Origin of the sequence: Rubritalea sp. (genome assembly GCF_051252225.1) — a bacterium.
Lineage (GTDB): Bacteria > Verrucomicrobiota > Verrucomicrobiia > Verrucomicrobiales > Akkermansiaceae > Rubritalea.
The window spans coordinates 107,992-130,121 of record NZ_JBPOGE010000004.1 but is presented as its reverse complement, the minus strand read 5'-3'; the positions used below and the strand labels follow the sequence as shown (position 1 = coordinate 130,121).

The following is a 22,130-nucleotide window of genomic DNA, read 5'->3' as shown; positions in this document are numbered from 1 at the left end:
GAATCCCTTTGTTCTGGTCAAGAGCTAGACTTGGTCAGTAGGATGGATGTTAGCTAATTTTTTTTATGAAACTCACATTTTGCGGTGCGGCAGGCACAACGACAGGCTCTCAACATCTCCTTGAAGTTAATGGTACACGAATCTTGTTAGATTGTGGGCTATATCAAGGTAGACGAAATGACGCATTCGAAATCAACAAGCACTTCCCGCATTTCGATCCGAAGAGCATCGATACAGTTGTGCTTTCACATGCGCATATAGACCACAGTGGGAATTTGCCGAATCTCACTCGCAGTGGTTTCGAAGGAAATATCTATGCCACCTTCGCGACACGCGACCTTTGTCAGATCATGTTAGCGGATAGCGCACGCATCCAGATGTACGATGTGGAGTGGTTGAACAAAAAGAAGAAGAAAGCGGGCGAGGACCTAGTCGAGCCATTGTATGATGAGATCGATGCTGAGCGCTGTTTGCGTCAGTTTGTGAATGTTGGTTATGATCGTCCTATGATCATAGCTCCGGGTGTGTCTCTGCGTTTCATGGATGCAGGTCATATTCTAGGAAGCGCGCAGGTGGTGCTCGATGTGAAGGATGAATCTGATGGGAGGACTAAACGTTTTCTATTCTCGGGTGATGTAGGTAGGGGGAATAATGATATTTTGCGAGATCCAGAGCCTGTGGAGAATGTTGATTTTGTGTTGATGGAAAGTACCTATGGTGGGCGAGAGCACGAGCTCGGGACGCAAGCCGATGAGAAAATTGCAGCGATTCTAAGACGCGCACTTGAGCGCAAAGGGAAGGTGATTATTCCCGCCTTTGCAGTGGAGCGCACTCAGCAAGTTCTCTATGTTTTACATCAATTGTTTGTAGCGGGGGACATACCAGAGGTACCCGTTTATGTGGATAGTCCACTCGCGGTGAATGCGACTGAAATTTTTCGACTGCACCCAGAATGTTTCAACCACGAGATCTATAATTTCCTGTTTGAGAAGCGCGATCCCTTCGGCTTCGAGGGACTGACCTTGGTACGCTCGGTGACGAATTCAAAAGCGCTGAACCGTAGCCAAGATCAAGCGATCATTATTTCTGCTTCCGGAATGTGTGAAGCGGGGCGAATCTTGCACCATTTAAAAAATGAAATCGATAATCCGAAGAACACCATTTTGTTCGTCGGTTATTGTGCCCAGCAGACGCTTGGGTGGAAAATTCGAGAAGGGCATAAGAAGGTGCGGATTCTTGGCGGGGAATATGATGTGAAGGCACACATCGAGATTATGGATTCGTTTTCTGGGCACGCCGACCATTCAGAACTCCTCGACTATTTCCAAAAAATGACTGGGCCGAAATCAAAAACCTGGCTGGTGCATGGTGAGGAAGATCGTTCCGTGGCTCTGCAGGGAGCATTGAGAGAAATTCACGATGGTGAGATTTCGCTCGGAGTTCTGGGAGCGAGTGTGGAGTTTTAAATGTTGAATGGTCAACCTGCGGTTGAGCGAGCACTGCGGTGGAGCGGGTTGACTTGGTCGTTTTTTTCATTCGTAGACCTAGGGTTACGTGAGTCTTAGCGTTGCCGAGCTGGTATCGAAGCGGATAGTTTAGTTGTGGAGAAACCTCAACGAGGATTAGGCACAAGCCCCATGTAGTTGGCGAAGCCGACCACATGGGGGAAGCATGGGATGATTTGAACAACGCTGAAAGTGTTGTGGCTTATGCTCAGGTTTTATCGAATCTACGCGTACATGCCTGAAGTCCTTCAGACTTCTTGGATGTTGTGAAATCTATACCCAGGGTTGGCTACGCCACCCTGGGCTGGGAGCCTAAACCTTTTCAAGGTTTTCAGTTGGCCGCCTTCGGCGTGGTTGGGATGATTTTAAAATATGAGAGAAGCCTGGAGGACTTCCGGCTTGGAGGCGTTGTGGAGGCGATGGGGGGAGGGCGACCTGCGAGTGAGTGTGCATTGTGGCGGAGCGGGTTGGCTTGGTCGTTTTCACCCTCATTTGTAGACCTAGGGTTGCGCTCGTTGAGCTTACCCTAGGCTTAATATGAATGAGGCCTTCAGCCTCTTGTTGGTGGAGAGAATGGTGAATATTCTATTCTCTACTGCATAGCATGGGTTGGGACGGGAGATTTCGTCATATTCGCGTATTTCGCGGTTGAGAGATCTATGCAAAGTAGCTGGATTGTCGGTGACTCGATTCAGTCAGAATCGGACTTGCATGTGTGGGTGGATGGATTAGATTTCGCGCCTCAATTTATTAATTATGGCAACCGCAGAAAAACAACAACATGGGTTCCAGGCTGAAGTAAAACAGCTCTTGGATATCGTGATTCACTCGCTCTACACGGATCGAGAGATCTTTATCCGCGAGCTAGTTTCTAACGCATCTGACGCTCTGGAAAAAGCACGTCTCAAGCAACTCACAGAGAATGATATCTATCAAGGTGATGCTGAGCTTAAAATTTCAATCACTACTGACGAAGAGAACAACACTCTTACGATCTCCGATACAGGTATCGGGATGAACCGTGATGAGCTTACCGAAAACCTCGGTACTATAGCACATTCTGGCACCAAAGCATTCCTCGAGCAACTTAAGGAAAAAGGCGACAGTAATGCTGACGTGATTGGTCAGTTCGGTGTGGGTTTCTACTCCGCATTCATGGCTGCTGACGAAGTGGATGTTTACACACACTCATGGGACAACAGTGCTGAGAACCTCAAGTGGACCTCTGACGGAGCCACTGGTTACACCATCGAAGAAGTCGACGAGCAGGTTCGTGGTTGTAAAATGGTGATCAAGCTTAAGGAAGGCCAAGAGGAATTTGCTAAAGTGGACCGCGTGAAGGAAATTCTCGAGAAGTATTCTAACTTCGTGACTTTCCCGATCGAGCTCAATGGTGAGCGCGTGAACAAAGTAGAGGCACTCTGGCTTAAGTCTAAGAGTGAAGTCACAAAGGAAGAGTACAGCGAGTTCTACAAGTTCGTCGCACACGCGTGGGACGAGCCTATGTTCACCATGCACTTTAGTGCTGATGCTCCACTAGCTATCAATGCACTTCTTTTCGTTCCTAACGAAAACCAAGAGCAGTTTGGCATGGGTCAGATGGAAGCTGGTGTTTCTCTCTACTGCCGCAAGGTGCTGATCGATGCCAAACCACAGAAGCTCCTCCCTGAGTGGTTGCGCTTCCTCCGTGGTGTGATCGACTCCGCTGACCTTCCGCTCAATATTTCACGTGAGACAATGCAGGATAGCGCGCTGATTCAGAAGCTGAATAAGCTCATCACTAAGCGTTTCCTTAAGTTCCTCGCGAATGAAGCGAAGAACGATCCTGAGAAGTACAAGGAGTTCTACACGAAGTTTAGCCGCTTCCTCAAAGAAGGTATCGCGACAAGCTTCGAGCACCAAGAAGCGCTCGGTGGTCTTATCCGCTTTGAGTCAACTATGACTGACGCTGGAACACAGACCAGCTTCGCTGAGTACATCGACCGTGCGAAAGATGGTCAGGAAGAAATTTACTACCTCGTGGGCGCGTCCCGCGACATCCTAGAAAAGGGTCCATACCTCGAAGCTTTTAAGGCTCGTGGTCTCGAAGTAGCTCTCTTCACCGATCAAGTGGATCAGTACGTGTTAGACTCCATGCCTGAATTTAAAGGCAAGAAGTTAGTGCCGGCTGATAGAGCGGATCTCGAACTCGATGATCTCGAAACTGAAGGTGAAGCTCTCGATGAGAAAACTCTAGAGTCTCTTGCTAAGTTCATGAGTGAAACTCTCGGTGAGCGTGTGGAGAAGGTAGAAGCAGGCAAGCGCCTAGTGAATAGCCCGATCGCAGCACTTGCACCTAAGGAAGCGCCAAATGCACAGATGATGGCGATGATGAAGGCAATGGGTCAGGAAGTTCCTGAGCCTAAGGTTATTCTTGAGATCAATCCACGTTCTGAAGTGATCAAGAACCTTGCTGGACTCCAAGAGCGCGATACTGAACTTGCCGCTCTCGTGACTCAGCAGCTTACTGACAATGCACTCCTAGCAGCTGGTCTTCTCGAGAATCCGCAGGAAATGGTATCTCGTATGAACGACCTTCTCGCACGCGTGGCGAAGTAATTGGCATCAATTATCAATCAAAATCTAACGGCCACTGTGTTATGCAGTGGCCGTTTTTTGTGCCGTCTCGTATGTTCAGGATGAAAAAATGTGAGCATGGCTTGCGGAGTGTGAAATGCGTGGCATAGGGTAGAGTATCCGTTGGATGCTCTCTAACGATTTTTGAAAAAAAATCATTCCTACCATAGCTGTGAATACAAAAGAAAATATCGAAACACGTCGTTCCATCAAGCATTACGATCCTGAACATGTGATGCCAGAGGAAGATCTTGCTGAACTCATTCGCCTCACAAAGCTCGCTCCGTCGTCCTTCAATATGCAGAATTATCGTTTGCTCGTGGTTCGTGATAAAGCACTTCGCAAGCAGATTCGAGCGGCAGCCTGGGATCAGGCGCATGTGACTGACGCGAGCGTGCTTTTCATCATGTGTGCTGACTTAAATGCTCATAATGAAGATCCATCCAAGTACTGGGGACACGCACCGCAGGAGGTTCAAGATATTCTAGGGCCAATGATTAAGCCATTTTATGAAGGCAAGGATCAACTCATTCGTGATGAAGCGAACCGTTCGACAGCTCTTGCTGGGATGACTCTCATGCTCGCTGCGCGTGAGTTAGGTTATGATTCCTGTCCAATGATCGGATTCGATGCTGATGCAGTCTCTAAGCTGGTGAACCTCCCTGAAGGCATGATGCTAGGCTTCATGATTCCAGTAGGAAAAATGGCTCAGCCAGCGTGGGATCGTGGGGCGCGTTTAGCTGATGAGACTGTGGTGATTCACGATCGATTCTAACATCATTCGGCGATCGTGCTGAGATCTTAGTCTGTCGATTTTTTATATGTTTTGTTGTTGTGTTTCACGCGACTCAAACTGTCGAAAGTCGACAAGTCTAAGGTCATTTTTGCAAAGCCTGGTGACTTGGCTCCTTTCATTGCGACCACGCGACGCTGAGCCTATCTTCGACCTTCTGACATTTGACAGTTCGAATGTGGCTGCTAGTTTCGTATTTAGATCAGGACCTGACTGTTGGAAATTATTTCGACCAAACTAGGCGACTTTGTAAGGTGTAGTAGTGTTTCCTTCTTGCAAAAAGAGCCCTAGGCTGTTTTCAAAGCGGTGTAATGTCAGATACAAAAGAGAGAAAATCGCTTGAAGAACGTCACCAGATGAGTGACTTGGACCGTTTGCGTCATTCCTGTGCCCATGTATTGGCGACGGCGATTATGCGTATCTGGCCTGACGCTCAGCTTGCAGGTGGTCCTCCAGTGGAGAATGGTTTCTACTATGACATGAATTTAGCACACCGTATCACACCTGACGACTTCGCTAAGATCGAAGCTGAAATGAAGAAGGTAGTGAAAGAAAACTCTCCTTTTGAAAAGGTGATAGTGAGCCGTGATGAAGCACTGAAGCTTGCGGAAAGCGGCCGTCTCGGCGCGGTTGCAGATCGTGATATCGCCTCCAAGTTTAAAGTAGATCTCCTCAATGACATTCCTGAGGACGAAGAAATTTCCATTTTCAAGAATAATGAGTTCTGGGATCTCTGTGCAGGTCCTCACGTAGGTCGCACAGGTAACTGTAAGGCATTTAAAGTAATGAGCGTGGCATCTGCGTTCTACAAAGGAGACAAGGATAAGGAATCCCTCCAGCGTGTGTACGGAACTTGTTTTAAGAATAAGACTGAACTCACTGACCATCTTGAGAAGCTAGAAGAAGCGAAGAAGCGTGATCACCGCCGTCTCGGTAAAGAACTCGGCCTTTTCCACATCGATGAAGCTGTAGGGCAGGGACTCATTCTTTGGAAGCCAAAGGGCGCACTTATACGCCGCTCACTCCAAGATTTCATCACTCAAGAGCTGGATGCTCAAGGCTACAGCCAGGTGTTCACTCCCCACATCGGTAAACTAGACCTCTACAGGACTTCTGGTCACTTCCCTTACTACTCAGACAGCCAGTTCCCAGCTATTCCAGAGCGCGATACGCTGCAAAAACTTTCTGATGAGAATGCGAGCTGTTCGATTCTTACTAACGGACTTTCCAATGGCGATATCGAAGGCTACATGCTTAGACCGATGAACTGTCCGCACCACATCAAGATTTTTGATAGTGACCCGCACAGTTACCGTGACCTTCCGGTACGTCTTGCAGAATTCGGCACAGTGTACCGTTGGGAGCAATCTGGTGAACTCGGCGGCATGACACGTGTCCGTGGTTTCACTCAGGACGATGCTCACATTTTCTGTACTCCTGACCAAGTAGATGGAGAGCTCGCGAGCTGTCTAGAACTCGTGAAGAAGGTTCTCACTACTCTTGGTATGGAAGATTACCGAGTGCGACTTTCATTCTCTGATCCAGATTCTGATAAGTATGTCGGAACCCGTGAGGTCTGGGAAAAAGCGGAAGCTTCTCTCAAGCAAGCAGCAGAGCAGCTCGGCGTTGATTTCACTATCGAACTTGGTGAAGCAGCATTTTACGGTCCTAAGATCGACTTCGTCGTGAAGGATGTGATCGGTCGCGATTGGCAGCTCGGTACTGTCCAGCTCGACTTCAATCTTCCTGAGCGTTTCGACCTCACATACGTGGGTGCTGATAATGGACGCCACCGTCCAGTGATGATTCACCGTGCGCCATTTGGTTCGCTCGAGCGTTTCGTCGGATTGCTTATCGAACATTTTGAAGGGAAATTCCCGACATGGCTTGCTCCAGAGCAGGTGCGTGTGCTACCACTTTCCGATAAATTCATTGAACATGCTGATGCTGCAGCCAAAAAATTGGCTGATATAGGTGCACGTGTGAGCGTGGATCGTGCTTCTGAGAAATTAGGAGCCAAGATTCGCCTTGCCAGACTAGACAGAGTACCTTATATGCTGGTCATTGGCGCGCAAGAAGCAGAGTCTGACACTGTTTCAGTACGCCACAGAGATCGTGATAATCTTGGTTCACAGCCACTCGATGAATTCATCAAAAACTTTCACACTGAAATTTCCGAACGCGCTCTCTAAGAGCAACTAGGGATTTCACTCTGATACCAATACCAATAGGAGGATAAAACAATAGCAAAGCCAAAGAAGCCATATAAGAACCGCCGTCGTGATATGACGCGCGTCAACGAATACATCCGTGCACCAAAAGTACGCGTGGTCACTGACAGTGGAGAACTCATCGGAGTGATGAGCTCACGCGAAGCAGTATCCAAAGCCAAGAGCATTGGCTTAGACCTCGTAGAGATCGCAGCAAAAGCTGATCCACCAGTGTGTAAGGTTTGTGACTATGGCAAATACAAGTACGAGCAGTCGAAGCTGAAGAAGAGTAATCCGAAGACGACGACTAAACTTAAGGAAATCAAATTCCGCGTCCGTACAGAAGAGCACGACTATAATCTCAAATGTTCCCGTATCGAGAATTTCCTCGAAGAAGGAAACAAGGTAAAGGTGCAGCTTCAGTTCCGTGGTCGTGAAAACGCCCACAAGGATCTAGGATTCGTAGTTCTCCAGCGTGTAGCAGAAGACATGGTTGGCATGGCCAACTTAGACCAAAGGCCTCGTCTTGCGGGACGTGCGGTAACTATGCTTCTCTCACCACTTCCAAAAGATCAGCGTAAGCGTAAGTTCCTTATGGAGCACGGCGAACTCATTGACGAAGACGACTTCGATGATGATGACGAAGAAGAGGAAGAGTATGAAGGCGAAGTAGTGGACATGGACGAGTCCGCTGATGAGCCAGAAGACTAATATTCAGTACTGATACAATTTTTTAGCGGCTAGCCTCGAGAGAGGTTAGCCGTTTTTTATGCGGAGGGTTCACCGCGGAATACGCAAAAATTACAAAAGTCCGTCTATTGAAGAAGCTTTAGGTCAGGGGGCTCTTCTCGAAATTTATTTTTTCGCCAACAAACCAGCTGAGCATGATGGTTTCATGTAGTTGGCGACGTTTCGGGAATTTGTGGCCTTTCGTGGTTTAAAAGAAGAACCAGCGGATGATTTGCACTAAAATGACGAGGTAGATGGCACGCCAGAGCCACATGGAGCGTCGGCGTAAGCGGTCGGTGAGGGTGCTGAGCTCACTGAGGTCGTTAGCTAGTTTGGCGAGTAGGTCGGACTGCTCGGTGATGATGTCATCGCGCTGCTGGATCATAGTACGAAGTTGATCGATTTGTTCATCGACACTGAGAGTGTCACTGACATCGATCGTGAGTGGTTCGGCCTCTTCTTTACTCCGCCGATTTTGAATGTTCTTGTAGAGCACGACAGCTTTGTCGCGGTGCTCGTAGGCGAGTTTCGCCGCTGGTAAAAGTTTTGGGAGAAGCTTAATGATGAAAGGGATTGCTGGTGCAGCCATGGAAATAGAGTAGCTGAGAAAAGAGATCTCGCAACTCAATGCTTCGGCTTGTCGGATCCATTAGTTTACGTTAAGTGGATGCATGCGTAAACGAGCCAAAGAGAGAAAAGGGGATGTGGAAGCACGCGATAATAAGCATGTGCGTGGTAAAGGTGGTGGAGGCTTGGTGAAAGGCGAGGATTCGCTCGATGACATTTTATCTACGAGTAAGATACCGTTTGTGTTAGTTCTGGATTGTGTGCAGGACCCTCATAATCTAGGTGCTATTCTGCGTACAGCAGATGGTGCTGGAGTCGATGTTGTGATTGCTCCAAAGGATAAGTCAGTTGGCCTTACAGAGACTGCACAGCGCGTGGCTGTGGGTGCTGCGGAGAGTGTGCCATTTGTTCGCGTGACGAATCTTGCGCGTACGATGAAGAAGCTTCAACAAGACCATGGCGTCTGGTTGATAGGTACCAGCGATAAGGCCACCCAAACACTCTATGACATGGACTTTAAAGGTCCTGTCGGTATCGTGATGGGTGCAGAGGGTCCAGGACTACGCCGACTCACGGAGGAGAACTGTGACCTTCTTATAGGCATTCCAATGGCCGGGAAAGTCGACTGTCTCAATGTGTCTGTTGCTACTGGAGTGTGTCTCTTTGAAGCTGTGAGACAACGCGGTCTATAGGCTAGAATTTTTTAGACAAAAAAGCCCCATGCTGCGTCTGCAACATGGGGCTTTTTACTTGAGTGATATTAAACGTTTTCTTGGCGCTTAGAGTCTTTGATCTGACCTTCGCCATTGATACGGTACTGGTAGCTGCAGAGCTCTTTGAGGCCCATCGGTCCACGAGCATGGAGCTTGTCAGTACTGATACCGATTTCTGCACCGAAGCCAAATTCTTCGCCGTCAGCGAAACGTGTGGAAACGTTGTGGAAGAGGCAGGCGCTGTCGATAGATGTTTGGAATATGTCGGCCGCTGCTTGATCGCGGGTGATGATCACTTCGCTGTGCTGTGAGCTGTAGTGGTTGATGTGATTGATTGCGTCTTCGAGTGAATCGACCACTTTGATAGAAATGATGAGGTCGAGATACTCGGTGCTCCAGTCTTCTTCACAAGCAGCTTTGGCGCTTGGAAGAATTTCTAGCACTCTTTCATCACCACGAATTTCAACACCACGTTTGTTGAGGCGTTCAGCGAGTTTTGGTAAGAATTCAGCAGCCACCTCTTTGTGAATCAGAGCAGTTTCAAGTGCGTTGCAGACTGATGGTTTCTGAGTCTTGGCATCGTCGATGATAGCCACTGCTAGATCGAGGTCAGCAGCCTTGTCAACGTAGGCATGGCAGATACCGTCGTAATGCTTGATGACAGGCATGCGAGCGAGGCTCACCACGGTCTCGATGAGTCCTTTACCACCGCGAGGGATGATGAGGTCGAGGTATTTGTCCATACCAGCCATGACCTTAACACTTTCGCGATCGGTGAATGGAATGAGCTGGACTGCTCCGGCGGGAAGACCCGCTGGCTCGCCGCCAGATTGAAGGGCCTTGGCGATTGCCTTGTTAGAGTGAATGGCTTCTGAACCACCACGAAGAATTGTTGCGTTACCTGATTTAAGACAGAGCACAGCAGCGTCTGAGGTTACGTTCGGGCGGCTTTCGAAAATAATGCCGATCACGCCGATTGGGACGCGGATTTTAGAAATCTGAATACCGTTCGGGCAGTCAGTGTGGCCGAGTTTTTCTCCAACTGGATCGGGGAGGTCAGCTACCTGATCAATTCCACCCGCGATGTCGTTGACGCGTTTTGCGTCGAGACGAAGTCGATCGAGAAGTGCGCCGTTGAGTCCTTTGGCTTCGCCTGCAGCGATGTCCTTGGCATTCGCTTCTAGAATTTCTTCCGAGCTGTCACGGAGGCTTTGGGCCATGGCGCGGAGAATGTCTGACTTTTGGGTGGCGCTGAGCTTTGCTAGAGCATGTGCTGCGGAGCGTGCTTGTTGTCCCATTGCGTAGATGGATGCATGTATTTCCTCTGAAGTCATGTGACAACCCATACGTGCATTTTGGTGTTTTGGCTAGTCTTGTTCTGCTGCTAGCTTGCCATTGGTAGAGTAAATGCTAGAACCTATTTATTCGATGAAAGGGTTGATTGTATGGTTGCGTCATGGAGCGTTGGTGGTTGAGTGGCTTCTTGGAGTGATTTGGTATCTCATGACGTTTTGGATACCACGTAAGAAAGCGGATCCAGTGGCTGATGTGTATAACGCCATTTTACACCCCGGTGGTATTTACCTTTTTGGGAGAGTGATGGCGCTCCGTGTGATGCCCGCTCCAAAACCAGAAGATGGCAAGTGGGTGAATTTTAAGCGCATGGCGAGTAACTGGTTTACCCTTGATTTCCCACATGCCCGGGTGGAGATAAAAATGGGAGAGCGAGTGATTCGAGTACGTTCTAACAAGGAAGGCTATTTTGAGCTACACGATGCCTGTGAGGGGAATATTGATAGTGTGGAGGTTCATTTGCCACAGCATGGTTACCGTTCTGAGGTGCCGCTGGTGGGGAGTAATCAGCAAACGCCCTTGGTGATAATCAGTGATGTGGATGACACATTGATGGAGACGGGGTCGATTTCTATGGGGAAGATGTTAGAAACAACCTTGTTTGGAAATTTATTGACGCGTGAATTGGTCCCAGGGGTGTCTGAACTGGTGACTGAACTACATGATGGTGGTAAGCATCCAGTGTTTTATGTAACCAGCTCGCCGTGGAATTTGGCGAATTTCCTCAAGAGAATTTTTCGTAGAGCCAATCTACCGGCGGGGGGCTTATTTATGACGAAGTGGGGGCTCACACCTGAACAATGGCTCACACCTAGTCATGATGTGCATAAGCGTGAGGCAATAGATGAAGTCACTTCGTGGTATAGCGAAGCGTCCTTTATTCTCCTTGGCGATGATAGCCAGCGAGATCCAGAAATTTATAGCAAAGCATTGCGTTTCTATGGTGCTGAGCGGGTGAAATCGATTTTGATTCGCTCCGTTTCAGGTTCACTTAGGGCAAACGAGGTGCGAGAAAAATTTAAGAAATTGAATGCCGAGTATGGAGAAATTGCTCATGTCGTGAAGAATTCTGAGACAATGCGCGAGATTTTACAAACGCAGGACTTGCTGTAGAGTCCCGCAGTTAGAACTTTAAAATAGAATAGAAGACAAAATGACTGAATATGATTTTGATGTGGCTATCCTAGGTGGTGGCAGCGGTGGCTATGCGGCAGCGAGAACTGCAGCGGCTGCTGGGAAAAAAGTAGTTGTGATCGATGGCGCAGACGAGCTCGGTGGTTTATGCATTTTAAGAGGATGCATGCCAAGCAAGGCCTTGATAGAATCAGCGAACCGCAATCTTGTCGTGCGCGAGGGTGCAGAGTTTGGGATCGAAGTAGGTTCTAGCAGCGTCAATCAGAAGATGATTATTGAGCGTAAGCGAGAGTTGATCAAAGATTTCGCAGACTATCGTGCTGGGCAGTTAGAGGATGGTCGCTTTGAGCTTATCAGAGGTTTTGGCCGCTTCGTAGATGCGCACACAATGGAGGTGAAGGTGGGTGAGGAAACTAAGACCGTGACGGCTCATACCGTGATTGTCGCCACTGGTTCTTCTATTTTTGTTCCTGAAATCCCGGGTCTTAATGATCTAGGTTATCTCACCTCCGATGATATTTTAGATCTTGAGGAACTACCTGAATCGATGATTGTTTTAGGTGGTGGCGCAATAGCTCTAGAGATGGCGCATTATGTCGAAGGCCTTGGAACGAAGGTGACAGTGATTCAGCGCAGTCAGCACTTACTCTCAGGAATGGATCATGATCTAGCAGATGAGCTGCAGGCTTCATTAACAAAGCGTGGACTACAGATGGAGTGTGGTACGCAAATTCAACGCGTCGAGCGCACTGGTGACGGATTGAAGCGGGTGGTTTATCTTAAAGACGGACAAGAGCACTCAGTAGAAGCTGAGAGTATTTTAGTAGCACTTGGCCGTAAGCCTAACACTGCTAGCTTAGATGCAGCCAATGCGGGTGTTGAACTCAATAAAAAAGGTGGCATTGTCGTGGATCTGCAGATGCAGAGTAGCGCGCCAAATATTTTTGCCTGCGGTGATGTGGCGAGCCCGTATGAGATTGTTCACATCGCTATTGAGCAAGGGGAGATGTCTGCCGAGAACGCGATGAAATATATCGTTGGTGCGTCAGATTATGCGCAAATGGATTACCGCTTGAAGCTGTACGGCATCTTTACTGAGCCTCAGGTGGCGAGCGTCGGGATGACCGAACTGGAAGCGAAGGAGCAGGGGCGTGCAGTGCTAGTCGAAACCCATCCATTCAACGACCACGGGAAATCGATGATTCACGGCAGCAAGTTTGGCTTTGTGAAACTTATCGGTGATGCTGAGACCAAAGAAATTTTAGGTGGATCCGTAGTGGGGCCAGAAGCGGCAGAGCTGATTCATGAGATTGTCGTAGCCATGGCGTTCCATTCTACAGCCGGACAGCTAGCTAAAATCCCGCACTACCATCCGACTCTCAGCGAGATATGGACCTACCCAGCAGAAGAGATCGCAGATGCGTAATCTTTTATACCAAAATGAGTTCAAAAAGAGACAAATGTTATTTTACTGAAGCTTGGGGTATAGCGCGTTGCGGAAGAAGTGAAGGCTGGGCGCTATCCTGTTGAATATGCGTTATTCCTCAGTCACGGTGCTCGCACCGCTCCTTCGTCACGCCTTGATTGACCAGGAAATCACTCCAGCATTAGTCTCTTTTGAATCGCAGATTGGTATTATTTATCCCTCCATCAGAAGGGTAGACACAAAAAAGCCGACCATATAAGAAATATAATGGTCGGCAGTTGATTTGAAATGACTAGGGTTTATCCTAGGAATCCTTTGATTGCATTCATCGCAGCTCCACCCACGTCAGGGCTTTCGCCTTTGGCGATTTGATCAATGGGTCCTTGAAGGTTTTCAGGTAGCTTAGATTTTGTGTAGTTTAGGACTAAGCTGATCGCGGCTTCGGCCATTGCTTCATCTACGCCTAACTTGTCGATGAGTTGTTGTTTAAGTTCGTTCATATGAATTATTTGATTGTTGTAGAAGGGCTGTTCGTTTGGACAGACTTGATGCCGTTATCTCTGGAGGCTTCTGAGCTGTACATCTCACTAGAGCCAATAATCTGACCATTGGCAGCTTTTAGGTTGAAGTAAGGCTGGCCAGATTTTGACTCTAGGCGATCGAATTTAGAATCGTCCGAGCCGTTGTTTTGGCAGGATGTAATACCATTTTCAGCACTCGCTTTGGAGCTGTAGAGTTGGCTGCTTAGAATTACCTCGTGGTTTCCAGCTTTGAGGTTGAATTTATACTTACCACTCTCTGTTTCTTTTAATTCGTAATATCCATTCATAATGATGAGGCATTTTAGCCTCTAACAAAAGATGATATATATAACTAAAGGTCAAGGTCTCCATTCGGTCGAACACTTGTCTTAAGTAGAGGTTTTAAATAACGTTCGAATTCATCAAGATGTCGTAGATCTTATTATTTCTATCACGATCTGAGACCCTTGCTTCGAAGTGCTTTAGTATTAGGTTTTCTAGATGAATGGGTTATGCTTCTTCTCGTTGCCAATGGTAGTCTGTGAACCGTGGCCGGAGCAGACGACAGTGTCATCTGGTAGCGTGAAGAGTTTACTGCGGATTCCTTCTAACAATGTTTCGTGTGAGCCACCCGGGAGATCGGTACGGCCAATCGAGCCTTCCATCAGCGTGTCGCCAGCAAAGACGACACCAAGAGCTGGCAGGTAGAAGCAAATCGAATCAGGTGAATGGCCCGGAACGTGAGAGATCTGTATTTCTGTGCCATCGATCTCAATGGAGTCTTTCCCCTCTAAGTGTTCATCTGCTTCGAATGGCTTGATATCGACAGGGAGGCCCCAGTTCTCTCTGGCTTCCTTTTGGCGAATAAGAGTTTCGTTGTAAGGAGAGTGTTGGAGAACCTTCACTCCGAGCTTCTGGAGAGCTTCAACATCTTCGGTGTGATCGAAGTGTTGGTGAGTCAGTAAGAGGTGAGTTGGCTTAAGACCTTCTTGTTGGATTACCTCGTGAATCAAGGCTGGCGCATCGATAACGAGACATGCGTTATCGAGTTCAACGACATAGCCATTAGTGAATACATGGCCTCCTGTGTAGCTGTGAATTTTCTTAGCATTCATTTTTTTTGTTTGCCATGATTTGAGGCGGAGTAAAGAAGCAAAATTACTGAGACTGTTTAAGAGAGTGTCTGTAAATAACTATGTTTTCGGGTGGGGAGCTATCCGCATGTCATTAGAGCCTCCTTCTACTTGGTTCAGGGTACTATTTGTTCAGATTTTTTAGTATATTATACTGAGGAATATTGTTTCACTGAGTTAGATGCAAGATAATGAACAGAGAGTTTTAGTCTCGTTTGAGGTAGCTGTGGACACCTATCCACCAGTCACTCCAGACGGCACCTTGATCTTAGCAACGAAGTTTTTCCCAGCCCAACTCCCTGAGGTGTATATCCCCAGAGCTCACTTGTTGGAGCGTAATAGAGGCGTCACTCCACCAATAACCTTAGTTTCAGCCCCAGCTGGCTATGGGAAAAGTTCATTGATATCCGAGTGGGTTACTACTCAAAAGTTACCATTCGCTTGGCTTTCTTTCGATTCATATGATGATAGCCTTAGGGGTGTTTTGGCCTATTTAGTAGCAGCTGTGGAGTCTGTTCGTCCAAATGCCTGCCAACAAACGCACTCACTACTCGTAGCCCTAAATTGCCATCAGTAAGAGTGCTGGCTACCTATTTTAGCAATGAGCTCAGTGCTATTGATCGATTGATGTGACGGCCCTTTCGATTTGCAAGAATCGGATAAAAAAAGGGCGTGACAAGGACGATGCTGTCCACCAAAGTGAGCAAGTAGGCTCGAGAAATGTTTACAAACAAAAGTCTCGAAAACTGGTTGTGAATCGAGCGCGGCGCGCCATTTTCGCCAATCTTATCCCGCATCTCCAATGAACGTCACCATCGCGCTCGTCGCCTTTTCGTTTGCCTCCATTCTGGCCTCTACGGCTTGGTCCCAGGACGCTCTCCTGGCCATTGATCAAGAAGACCATTCCGGTCTCTCCGCCGACGAAGTCGCCCGCCAACTGGCCAACCCGAACAACTCGCTGGCGAGCCTGACCTTTAAAAACCAATACCGTTGGTATGACGGCTCGCTTCCCGGTGCTGGAAATCAGGACAACTACACGATGCTCTTCCAGCCGGTCTTCCCGTTTACGCTGGAACCCACGGCATCGGGAGGGAAAGCCAACCTCTTTGTCAGGCCTGGAATTCCCATCCTGTTCGAGCAACCGGTCTTCAATCCCCTTACTGGCACCTTCGACAAGGAAACCGGCCTCGGCGACATCGGCTTCGACATCGGCTATGGCGTGACCGAGCCAAGCGGCTTTCTCTGGGCCCTCGGCATGGTCGGCACGCTGCCGACCGCGACCAACAGTGCCTTTGCCGGGAAGCAACTGCGACTTGGTCCGGAGGTGCTGCTCGCCAAGTTCGAGGATTGGGGACTCTACGGGATTTTCCCCAGCCACCAGTGGGATGTCGCCGGATGGGGAGACCGATCCTTCAACTCCTCCCAGCTTCAGGTGTTCCTGACTTGGCTTCCGGGCGGCGGATGGTCAATCGGCACCACGCCAATCATCAATTACGACTGGAATTCGGACCAGTGGACGGTCCCGCTGAACCTCACCGTCGGCAAGACGGTCATGTTCGGCAAAACGCCGTTCAAGCTGCAGGCCGAGATCAACTACTATGTCGAGAAGCCCGACAACTTCGGGTCCGAGTGGATGATCGGATTCAATATCACTCCGGTCGTCAAAAACTTTGTAGAGGGCTGGATTCGAGGAAACTGAAACCCAACGCTGCAGCCTAAACACCAGTGACCCGATCGTTCTAAATCCTTTCTTGAGCCTCTTTTTCTCCCCAGGATTCCCAAATCATCATCAATTCTATCCCCAAAACCACCATGAACCCCAAGCAACCCTCAGAACCGCAATCCAATTCCCGCCGCAATTTCATCAAGCTGGCCACTGCTGGCAGTGCCGCGGCTTCCGCCCTCTCGGCCATGTCCGCCTCCGCCGCCTCGGAGGCCAAGGTCAAGCTCCCTGGCAATGAGCCCGGCCCTTATGATCTCGTCATCATCGGAGGACGATGCGTCGACCCCGAAACCGGACTGCACGCGGTCCGCAATGTCGGCATCAAGGGGGGGCGCATCGCGGCCATCTCCAGCAAGAAACTCGAAGGCAAAAAGACCCTGAATGCCGATGGCCATGTCGTCGCCCCCGGATTCATCGATCTTCACGCCCACGGGCAGCAGCTGCCTGCCGCATGGGTTCAGGCCTACGATGGCGTGACGACCGCACTCGAACTCGAGTCGGGTCTGCTCCCGGTCGCGAAATTTTATGATGACGTCGCCAAGGAAGGGCGGCCGATCAACTACGGCACGGGGTCGGCGTGGACCTACGCACGGGTCATGACGAAGGAACCCGATTTCGGTCCGCCCGATGCCACCCTGAACTGGTTCCAGAGGGCATTCGCGCTCAAGAACTGGCAAAACACCATCGCGACCGACGAGGAACTCGAGAACATCATCGCTCTGGTCGAGCAGGGGTTGAAGGAAGGGGGCCTCGGAGTGTCGATCAACGGCGGATACGCACCCGGATACGGCCACAAGGAATACTACGCCCTCGCCGAACTCGCCAAGAAACACAACGTCCCGACCTTCACTCACGTTCGCTACATCGACAACAATGAACCGAACAGCACCTGGGATGCCTACCAGGAGCAGGTCTCCCTCGCCGCGCTGACCGGCGCCCACATGCACGTCTGCCATCTCAACAGCACCAGCCTTCGCGACATCGAGGACTGCGCTGCCCTCATGAAGCAGGCTCAGGATCGCGGTTTCCCGATCACGGTGGAAGCCTACACCTACGGTGCGGGATCCTCCGCCGTCGGTGCGGAAGTCTTCCGCGGTGATGACTGGTTGGACCGATGGGGCATCCCCGATGCGTCTGCGATGGAGTTGAATGGAGTGCCCCTGGATCAGGCGAAAATCGACGAGATGCAGAAAAGCTCACCGGGCGACATCGTCGTCATTCACTACCTCCGTCCCGACCAAAGCGAAGAGGACCAGCGCCTGCTCGATCTCTCGGTGCTCTATCCCGGCGGCGCGATCGCCACTGACGCGATGCCCTGGACCAATGCGAAGGGCGAGATTCTCGAAGGGGACATCTGGCCGCTTCCGGACGATGCCTTCGCCCATCCCCGCAGCGCCGGCACCTATTCACGATTCATTGGTCGCTGGGTGCGCGAGCGCAATGCGATCTCGCTGCTGGAGGCGATCCGCAAGACCAGCCTGAACCCCGCCCAGATCCTCGAGGATTCGGTGCCGCAGATGAAGAAAAAGGGCCGTCTCCAAGTCGGAGCGGACGCGGACATCGTCGTCTTCGATCTCGAAACGATCATCGACAAAGCGACCTACACTGAACCGGCCAAACTCTCCACAGGCTTCCGCCATGTCGTCGTGAATGGCACCCCCGTCATTGACGAAGGCAAACGCCAAGGAAAAGCCCTTCCGGGTCAAGCGGTTCGGAGGCCTGTCTAGCATGAGCGAAGCACCAGCCAAGACGCCTCCCCGGGTGCCGGTAACGATCCTCACCGGTTTCCTTGGAGCGGGAAAAACCAGCCTACTGAACCACATCCTCTCGGGCGATCACGGACGGCGGATCGCGGTTTTGGTGAATGATTTCGGCTCCGTGAACATCGACGCCGACCTCGTTCAGAACCGCTCCGGCGAAGTGCTCAGTCTCGAGAATGGCTGCATCTGCTGCAGCCTCAGCGATGGGCTGCTCGTCACGGCACTGAAGTTGATCCGGCAGGAGAATCCACCGGAACACATCGTGATCGAAACCTCCGGTGTCGCCGACCCTTACGAGGTCGCCCGCACGTTTTCCGACTCCGAGTTGCAGGCCTTCGCGCCGCTCGACGGGATCATCACCGTCGTCGACTGCGAACTCGCTCCCGGCCTCGAAGGAGAGATGTTCGATCTGGCGAAGCGCCAAGTCTCGGCGGCCGATGTTGCCGTGATGAACAAGGTCGACCTCGTCGATGCCGACGCATTGAAGCGCGCCCACGACTGGGTCGAAAAACTGGCCCCGAACTCCCGCACGCTCGAAGTCACGCAAGGTCAGGCACCGCTCGAGTTGATCCTCGGAGTCGGCGGTGCGGGCGAACTGGGTTCGCTCGAAGACGGAACACAAACACCCGGTCACAGCGCCGACAGTTTCGAGAGCTTCACCTGGGAGTCGGAGGAACCCGTCCCGATGCAGATCTTGAACTCAGCTCTCGGCCGCCTGCCTCGGACCATCTTCCGTGCCAAGGGCTTTCTCTATCTCCGTGAAAAGCCCGATTACCGCTGCGTCCTGCAGGCGACTGCCGGCCGTGCCGCGATCACCGTCGGGCAACCGTGGGGAGAAGAGCCCCCGAAAACCCGGCTCGTGTTCATCGGCAGCAAGGGCGGAGTCGATGGTAGCGAGATCTCCGCCTTGTTCGAACCAGGTGCTTCGCTGTCGAACACCTGAACCCCTGCTCACGAATCTCTAACCACCACCCCATCTTATGAAACCAACTCATTACGCCTCGCTTCTTCTTGCTTGTGTTTGTCCCCAGCTCCAGGCGGAAGAGAACCCACTCGCCAAATACCTCGCCGCCCCCGGAGCAAAAACCACGCTCCCGGTCAGCGAAGCCAAGAAGCCGTTCTCGCTGGAGTTCGCTCAGGATGCCCAGAAACGATTTGAGAACTTCCACTATCAATTGGGAGGCGACCATGCGCTCTACTACAACCTCCACCTGAGTGAAGTGCTGCACACCGCGACGTCGAAACCAAACATGGCCTATCGACCGCTTGAAAAGGACATCAAATCCGACTTGGGAAGCACCGTTAAGTTCACGGTGAAAGAAGGTGAACTGTCGTTGGATGACTATGTGGTTCATCCCAACCACCGGGTTCAGGGGGTCCTGATGGTTCATCAGGGGAAAATTGTTTATGAAACCTATCCCGGCATGAATCCCACCGATGTGCATGCATGGATGTCGCCGGGAAAATCAACGGTCGGTCTGATCATGGCCCAAATGGAGGCCGAAAGGAAAATCGACATGCAGAAGCAGGTCGTTGATTACCTGCCTGAATTCAAAGGTTCGAATTGGGACGGCATCAAAATGATCGATGCCGCCAACATGGCCACCGCCCTGCAGCTTGAAGAAACCATGGAGTCCATCCTCGACCCTGAGTCCATCATTGTGAAATTCTTCAGCGCGGAATTCGGCGCGGCCAATCCATCTACTGGCAAGATCGACAACTGGCTGGAAATCCTCAAAGGAGCCGAGAAGATCGAGGGAGAGAATCCGGGGGAAGTCTTCCGTTATTCTTCAGCGGTCACGCAGATCTTCGTCGTCATCGCGGAACGGATTGATAACAAAACCTGGGCCCGGCTTTTTCAGGACAGGGTCTGGGGAAAGATGACCGCGCGCCTGCCGATGCAGCATCACTTGACGCCCGATGGCACCTCGGTTGCCCACGGCTTGCTGTCCACCACCTTGGAAGACTTCGGTCGCTTCGGCATGCTGTTTACACCCAGTTGGAACAAGGCCGCCGTGGATCCGGTGGTTTCTGCTGAAGTTCTGAAAAGGCTTCAGACTGCGGGCAGTCCCGCCGCCTTTCGTGCGGGCGCGAAATACGAGGGGCTGAAAGAGGATTTCGGCGAAGCCCCTTTGATGAACTCCTATCAGTTCGACGCCGTCTTCGAGGATGGCGCGCTGTGGAAACACGGCAATTTGGGTCAGGGAATCTACATCGATCCGAAACGGGATTTCGTCGGCGTCTATTACTCGACCAACGGCTACGTCCCGCCCTACGGCGAAGACAAGATGCCCGGATACCTCCGCCGCGCCGCTAAGGAGCTCGCTGGCGAATGAAACGAAAGGAGACGACTATGAAACCTAAAAGACACATCACCCGTGGGCTGGGTTTGCTCACCTGTTTTGCCGCGCTGGCTATGCCGGCCCTGGCCGATGACTACGACCTCGTTATCAACAATGGCCGGGTCATTGATCCCGAAAGCGGTCTTGATGCCGTCCGCAACGTCGGCGTCCGCGACGGAACGATCGTCAGCATCAGCGAGTTTGCGCTGGAGGGGGACACCACGATCGACGCCAAGGGAATGATTGTTTCACCGGGATTCATTGATCTTCACGCCCACGGCCAGAACATCGGCGACTATCGCATGCAGGTGATGCAAGGAGTCACCACCTCCTTGGAACTGGAGTCGGGCGTGCTGCCAATCGGAGAGTGGTATGAGGGGCAGGCGAAGAAACGGCTTCCGATCAACTACGGGGCCGCCGCCGGCTGGACCTACGGGCGGATCGCGGCGTTCTCCGGAAAGGGTCCGGAGCCCACCGCCAAGTATTTCCAGGATGCGCAGGCGGAGAACGACTGGAAGATGGAGATCGCGGACCCGCTGAAACTCGGCGAGATCCTGCTCTCGGTGGAAGAGGGGCTGAAAGAGGGGGCGATCGGAATCGGGATCAATGCCGGCTACGCGCCGGGCTACGGTCAGAAGGAGTATTTCTCCCTCGCCAAGCTTGCCGCCAAACACGGGGTGGCGACCTACACCCACGTGCGATACGCCAGCAATATCGAGCCGCGGGGCTCCTTCGAGGCGATCAAGGAACTCATCGCGAACTCCGCTCTCACCGGTGCCCACATGCACCTCTGTCACATCAACAGCACCTCGCTGAGTGACATCGCCTCCACCATCGAACTGGTCGAGCTCGGCAAGAAGAACGGGATCAAGGTAACCGTGGAGGCCTATCCCTATGGCGCAGCCAACACAGTGGTCGGTGCCGCGATGTTCAGCGGCGACGACTGGCGCGAGCGGATGAGCTCGACTGCCAACAACTTTCAGCTCGGCAAGGAGCGGATGACGGAGGAACAACTCAAGGACTATCAAACCAACAAGCCGGGAACTTTCATCACCTGGCACTTCCTCGATGAGGAGAAGCCGGAGGACCTGGCACTCCTGGATATGTCCATCACCCACCCCGAGGTCATGATCGCCTCGGATTCCGTGTTCTGGTCCTACTTCGATGAAGAGGGCGGCGTGCAGACCTACGAGGGAGATGAGTGGCCGCTGCCGGAAAAATGCTTCAGCCACCCCCGGTCAGCCGGAACGTTCGCCAAGATCCTGCGCTCCTACGTGCGCGAACGGGGGATCCTCTCGATGACCGAGGCCATCCGAAAAATGAGCCTTCTGCCGGCGCAAACCATCGAGGGCTTCGTGCCCCAGATGCGCAGGAAGGGAAGACTACAGGTCGGAATGGACGCCGACCTCGTCGTGTTTGATCCGGAGGTGGTGGCCGACAAGGCAACCTTTGAGAACGCCAACCAGCCCGCCGTCGGATTTCAAACCGTGATCGTCAACGGCGTGGTCACCGTACGTGAGGGCAAGCTGGTGCTCGATGCCGCTGGCGGACAACCGATCCGTCGGGCCATCGCGGAATGATTGGCGCAAGCACGCCGACCACGAC

General features: G+C 51.3%; 19 protein-coding genes. 14 read left to right on the top strand and 5 right to left on the bottom strand.

Going from position 1 to position 22,130, the window contains the following annotated elements:
* Window positions 1-65: 65 nt before the first annotated feature.
* The 5 genes from ACSHX2_RS05900 (at window position 66) to infC (ending at window position 7,835) form a co-directional block, all read left to right on the top strand.
* Window positions 66-1,466: an MBL fold metallo-hydrolase RNA specificity domain-containing protein gene (locus ACSHX2_RS05900; protein ID WP_435691531.1), complete on the top strand. Its 1,401-nt coding sequence runs from the start codon at window positions 66-68 to the stop codon at window positions 1,464-1,466.
* A 795-nt stretch (window positions 1,467-2,261) separates the two neighbouring features.
* A complete protein-coding gene (gene htpG / locus ACSHX2_RS05895) occupies window positions 2,262-4,103 on the top strand; it encodes a molecular chaperone HtpG (protein WP_435691529.1) in 1,842 nt (613 codons plus the stop codon).
* 190 nt (window positions 4,104-4,293) lie between these two features.
* Complete coding sequence (locus tag ACSHX2_RS05890) at window positions 4,294-4,896, top strand: nitroreductase family protein (protein WP_435691527.1); 603 nt, start codon at window positions 4,294-4,296, stop codon at window positions 4,894-4,896.
* A 329-nt stretch (window positions 4,897-5,225) separates the two neighbouring features.
* Window positions 5,226-7,106: a threonine--tRNA ligase gene (gene thrS, locus ACSHX2_RS05885; protein WP_435691525.1), complete on the top strand. Its 1,881-nt coding sequence runs from the start codon at window positions 5,226-5,228 to the stop codon at window positions 7,104-7,106.
* Window positions 7,107-7,199: 93 nt separating this feature from the next.
* A complete protein-coding gene (gene infC, locus ACSHX2_RS05880) occupies window positions 7,200-7,835 on the top strand; it encodes a translation initiation factor IF-3 (RefSeq protein WP_435691523.1) in 636 nt (211 codons plus the stop codon).
* Between the two features lie 226 nt (window positions 7,836-8,061).
* Here the strand turns inward: infC and ACSHX2_RS05875 are convergent, their stop codons facing one another.
* Window positions 8,062-8,442, bottom strand: a complete 381-nt coding sequence (locus tag ACSHX2_RS05875; RefSeq protein ID WP_435691521.1) for a hypothetical protein — start codon at window positions 8,440-8,442, stop codon at window positions 8,062-8,064.
* A gap of 82 nt (window positions 8,443-8,524) precedes the next feature.
* Between ACSHX2_RS05875 and rlmB the strand changes: the two genes are divergently transcribed.
* Window positions 8,525-9,112, top strand: a complete 588-nt coding sequence (gene rlmB, locus ACSHX2_RS05870) for a 23S rRNA (guanosine(2251)-2'-O)-methyltransferase RlmB (protein WP_435691519.1) — start codon at window positions 8,525-8,527, stop codon at window positions 9,110-9,112.
* 68 nt (window positions 9,113-9,180) lie between these two features.
* On the opposite strand, the gene ACSHX2_RS05865 is transcribed toward rlmB, so the two are convergent.
* Complete coding sequence (locus ACSHX2_RS05865) at window positions 9,181-10,467, bottom strand: glutamate-5-semialdehyde dehydrogenase (protein WP_435691517.1); 1,287 nt, start codon at window positions 10,465-10,467, stop codon at window positions 9,181-9,183.
* 73 nt (window positions 10,468-10,540) lie between these two features.
* Between ACSHX2_RS05865 and ACSHX2_RS05860 the strand changes: the two genes are divergently transcribed.
* The gene (locus tag ACSHX2_RS05860) at window positions 10,541-11,599 is read left to right on the top strand and encodes a phosphatase domain-containing protein (protein WP_435691515.1); all 1,059 of its coding nucleotides are present in this window, start codon (window positions 10,541-10,543) and stop codon (window positions 11,597-11,599) included.
* A 40-nt stretch (window positions 11,600-11,639) separates the two neighbouring features.
* A complete protein-coding gene (locus ACSHX2_RS05855) occupies window positions 11,640-13,046 on the top strand; it encodes a dihydrolipoyl dehydrogenase family protein (protein ID WP_435691513.1) in 1,407 nt (468 codons plus the stop codon).
* Between the two features lie 299 nt (window positions 13,047-13,345).
* Here ACSHX2_RS05855 and ACSHX2_RS05850 read toward each other — a convergent pair whose 3' ends face one another.
* From ACSHX2_RS05850 to ACSHX2_RS05840, 3 genes are all read right to left on the bottom strand, one after another.
* Window positions 13,346-13,546 carry a hypothetical protein gene (locus ACSHX2_RS05850; protein WP_435691511.1) on the bottom strand — a complete coding sequence of 67 codons (201 nt, stop codon included), beginning with the start codon at window positions 13,544-13,546 and terminating at the stop codon, window positions 13,346-13,348.
* A gap of 5 nt (window positions 13,547-13,551) precedes the next feature.
* The gene (locus tag ACSHX2_RS05845) at window positions 13,552-13,875 is read right to left on the bottom strand and encodes a YegP family protein (protein WP_435691509.1); all 324 of its coding nucleotides are present in this window, start codon (window positions 13,873-13,875) and stop codon (window positions 13,552-13,554) included.
* A 189-nt stretch (window positions 13,876-14,064) separates the two neighbouring features.
* The gene (locus ACSHX2_RS05840; RefSeq protein WP_435691508.1) at window positions 14,065-14,682 is read right to left on the bottom strand and encodes an MBL fold metallo-hydrolase; all 618 of its coding nucleotides are present in this window, start codon (window positions 14,680-14,682) and stop codon (window positions 14,065-14,067) included.
* A gap of 199 nt (window positions 14,683-14,881) precedes the next feature.
* Between ACSHX2_RS05840 and ACSHX2_RS05835 the strand changes: the two genes are divergently transcribed.
* The 6 genes from ACSHX2_RS05835 (at window position 14,882) to ACSHX2_RS05810 (ending at window position 22,105) form a co-directional block, all read left to right on the top strand.
* Entirely contained in the window at window positions 14,882-15,277 is a 396-nt protein-coding gene (locus ACSHX2_RS05835) for a hypothetical protein (RefSeq protein WP_435691506.1), read from the top strand.
* Window positions 15,278-15,502: 225 nt separating this feature from the next.
* Window positions 15,503-16,399 carry a hypothetical protein gene (locus ACSHX2_RS05830; protein WP_435691504.1) on the top strand — a complete coding sequence of 299 codons (897 nt, stop codon included), beginning with the start codon at window positions 15,503-15,505 and terminating at the stop codon, window positions 16,397-16,399.
* 113 nt (window positions 16,400-16,512) lie between these two features.
* Window positions 16,513-18,150, top strand: coding sequence for an amidohydrolase family protein (locus tag ACSHX2_RS05825; protein WP_435691502.1), 1,638 nt, complete (start codon window positions 16,513-16,515; stop codon window positions 18,148-18,150).
* A 1-nt stretch (window position 18,151) separates the two neighbouring features.
* Entirely contained in the window at window positions 18,152-19,126 is a 975-nt protein-coding gene (locus ACSHX2_RS05820; RefSeq protein WP_435691500.1) for a CobW family GTP-binding protein, read from the top strand.
* A 37-nt stretch (window positions 19,127-19,163) separates the two neighbouring features.
* Window positions 19,164-20,519 (top strand): serine hydrolase domain-containing protein, encoded by a 1,356-nt coding sequence (locus tag ACSHX2_RS05815; protein WP_435691498.1) that lies wholly within the window; start codon window positions 19,164-19,166, stop codon window positions 20,517-20,519.
* A 17-nt stretch (window positions 20,520-20,536) separates the two neighbouring features.
* A complete protein-coding gene (locus tag ACSHX2_RS05810; protein WP_435691496.1) occupies window positions 20,537-22,105 on the top strand; it encodes an amidohydrolase family protein in 1,569 nt (522 codons plus the stop codon).
* Window positions 22,106-22,130 lie beyond the last annotated feature (25 nt).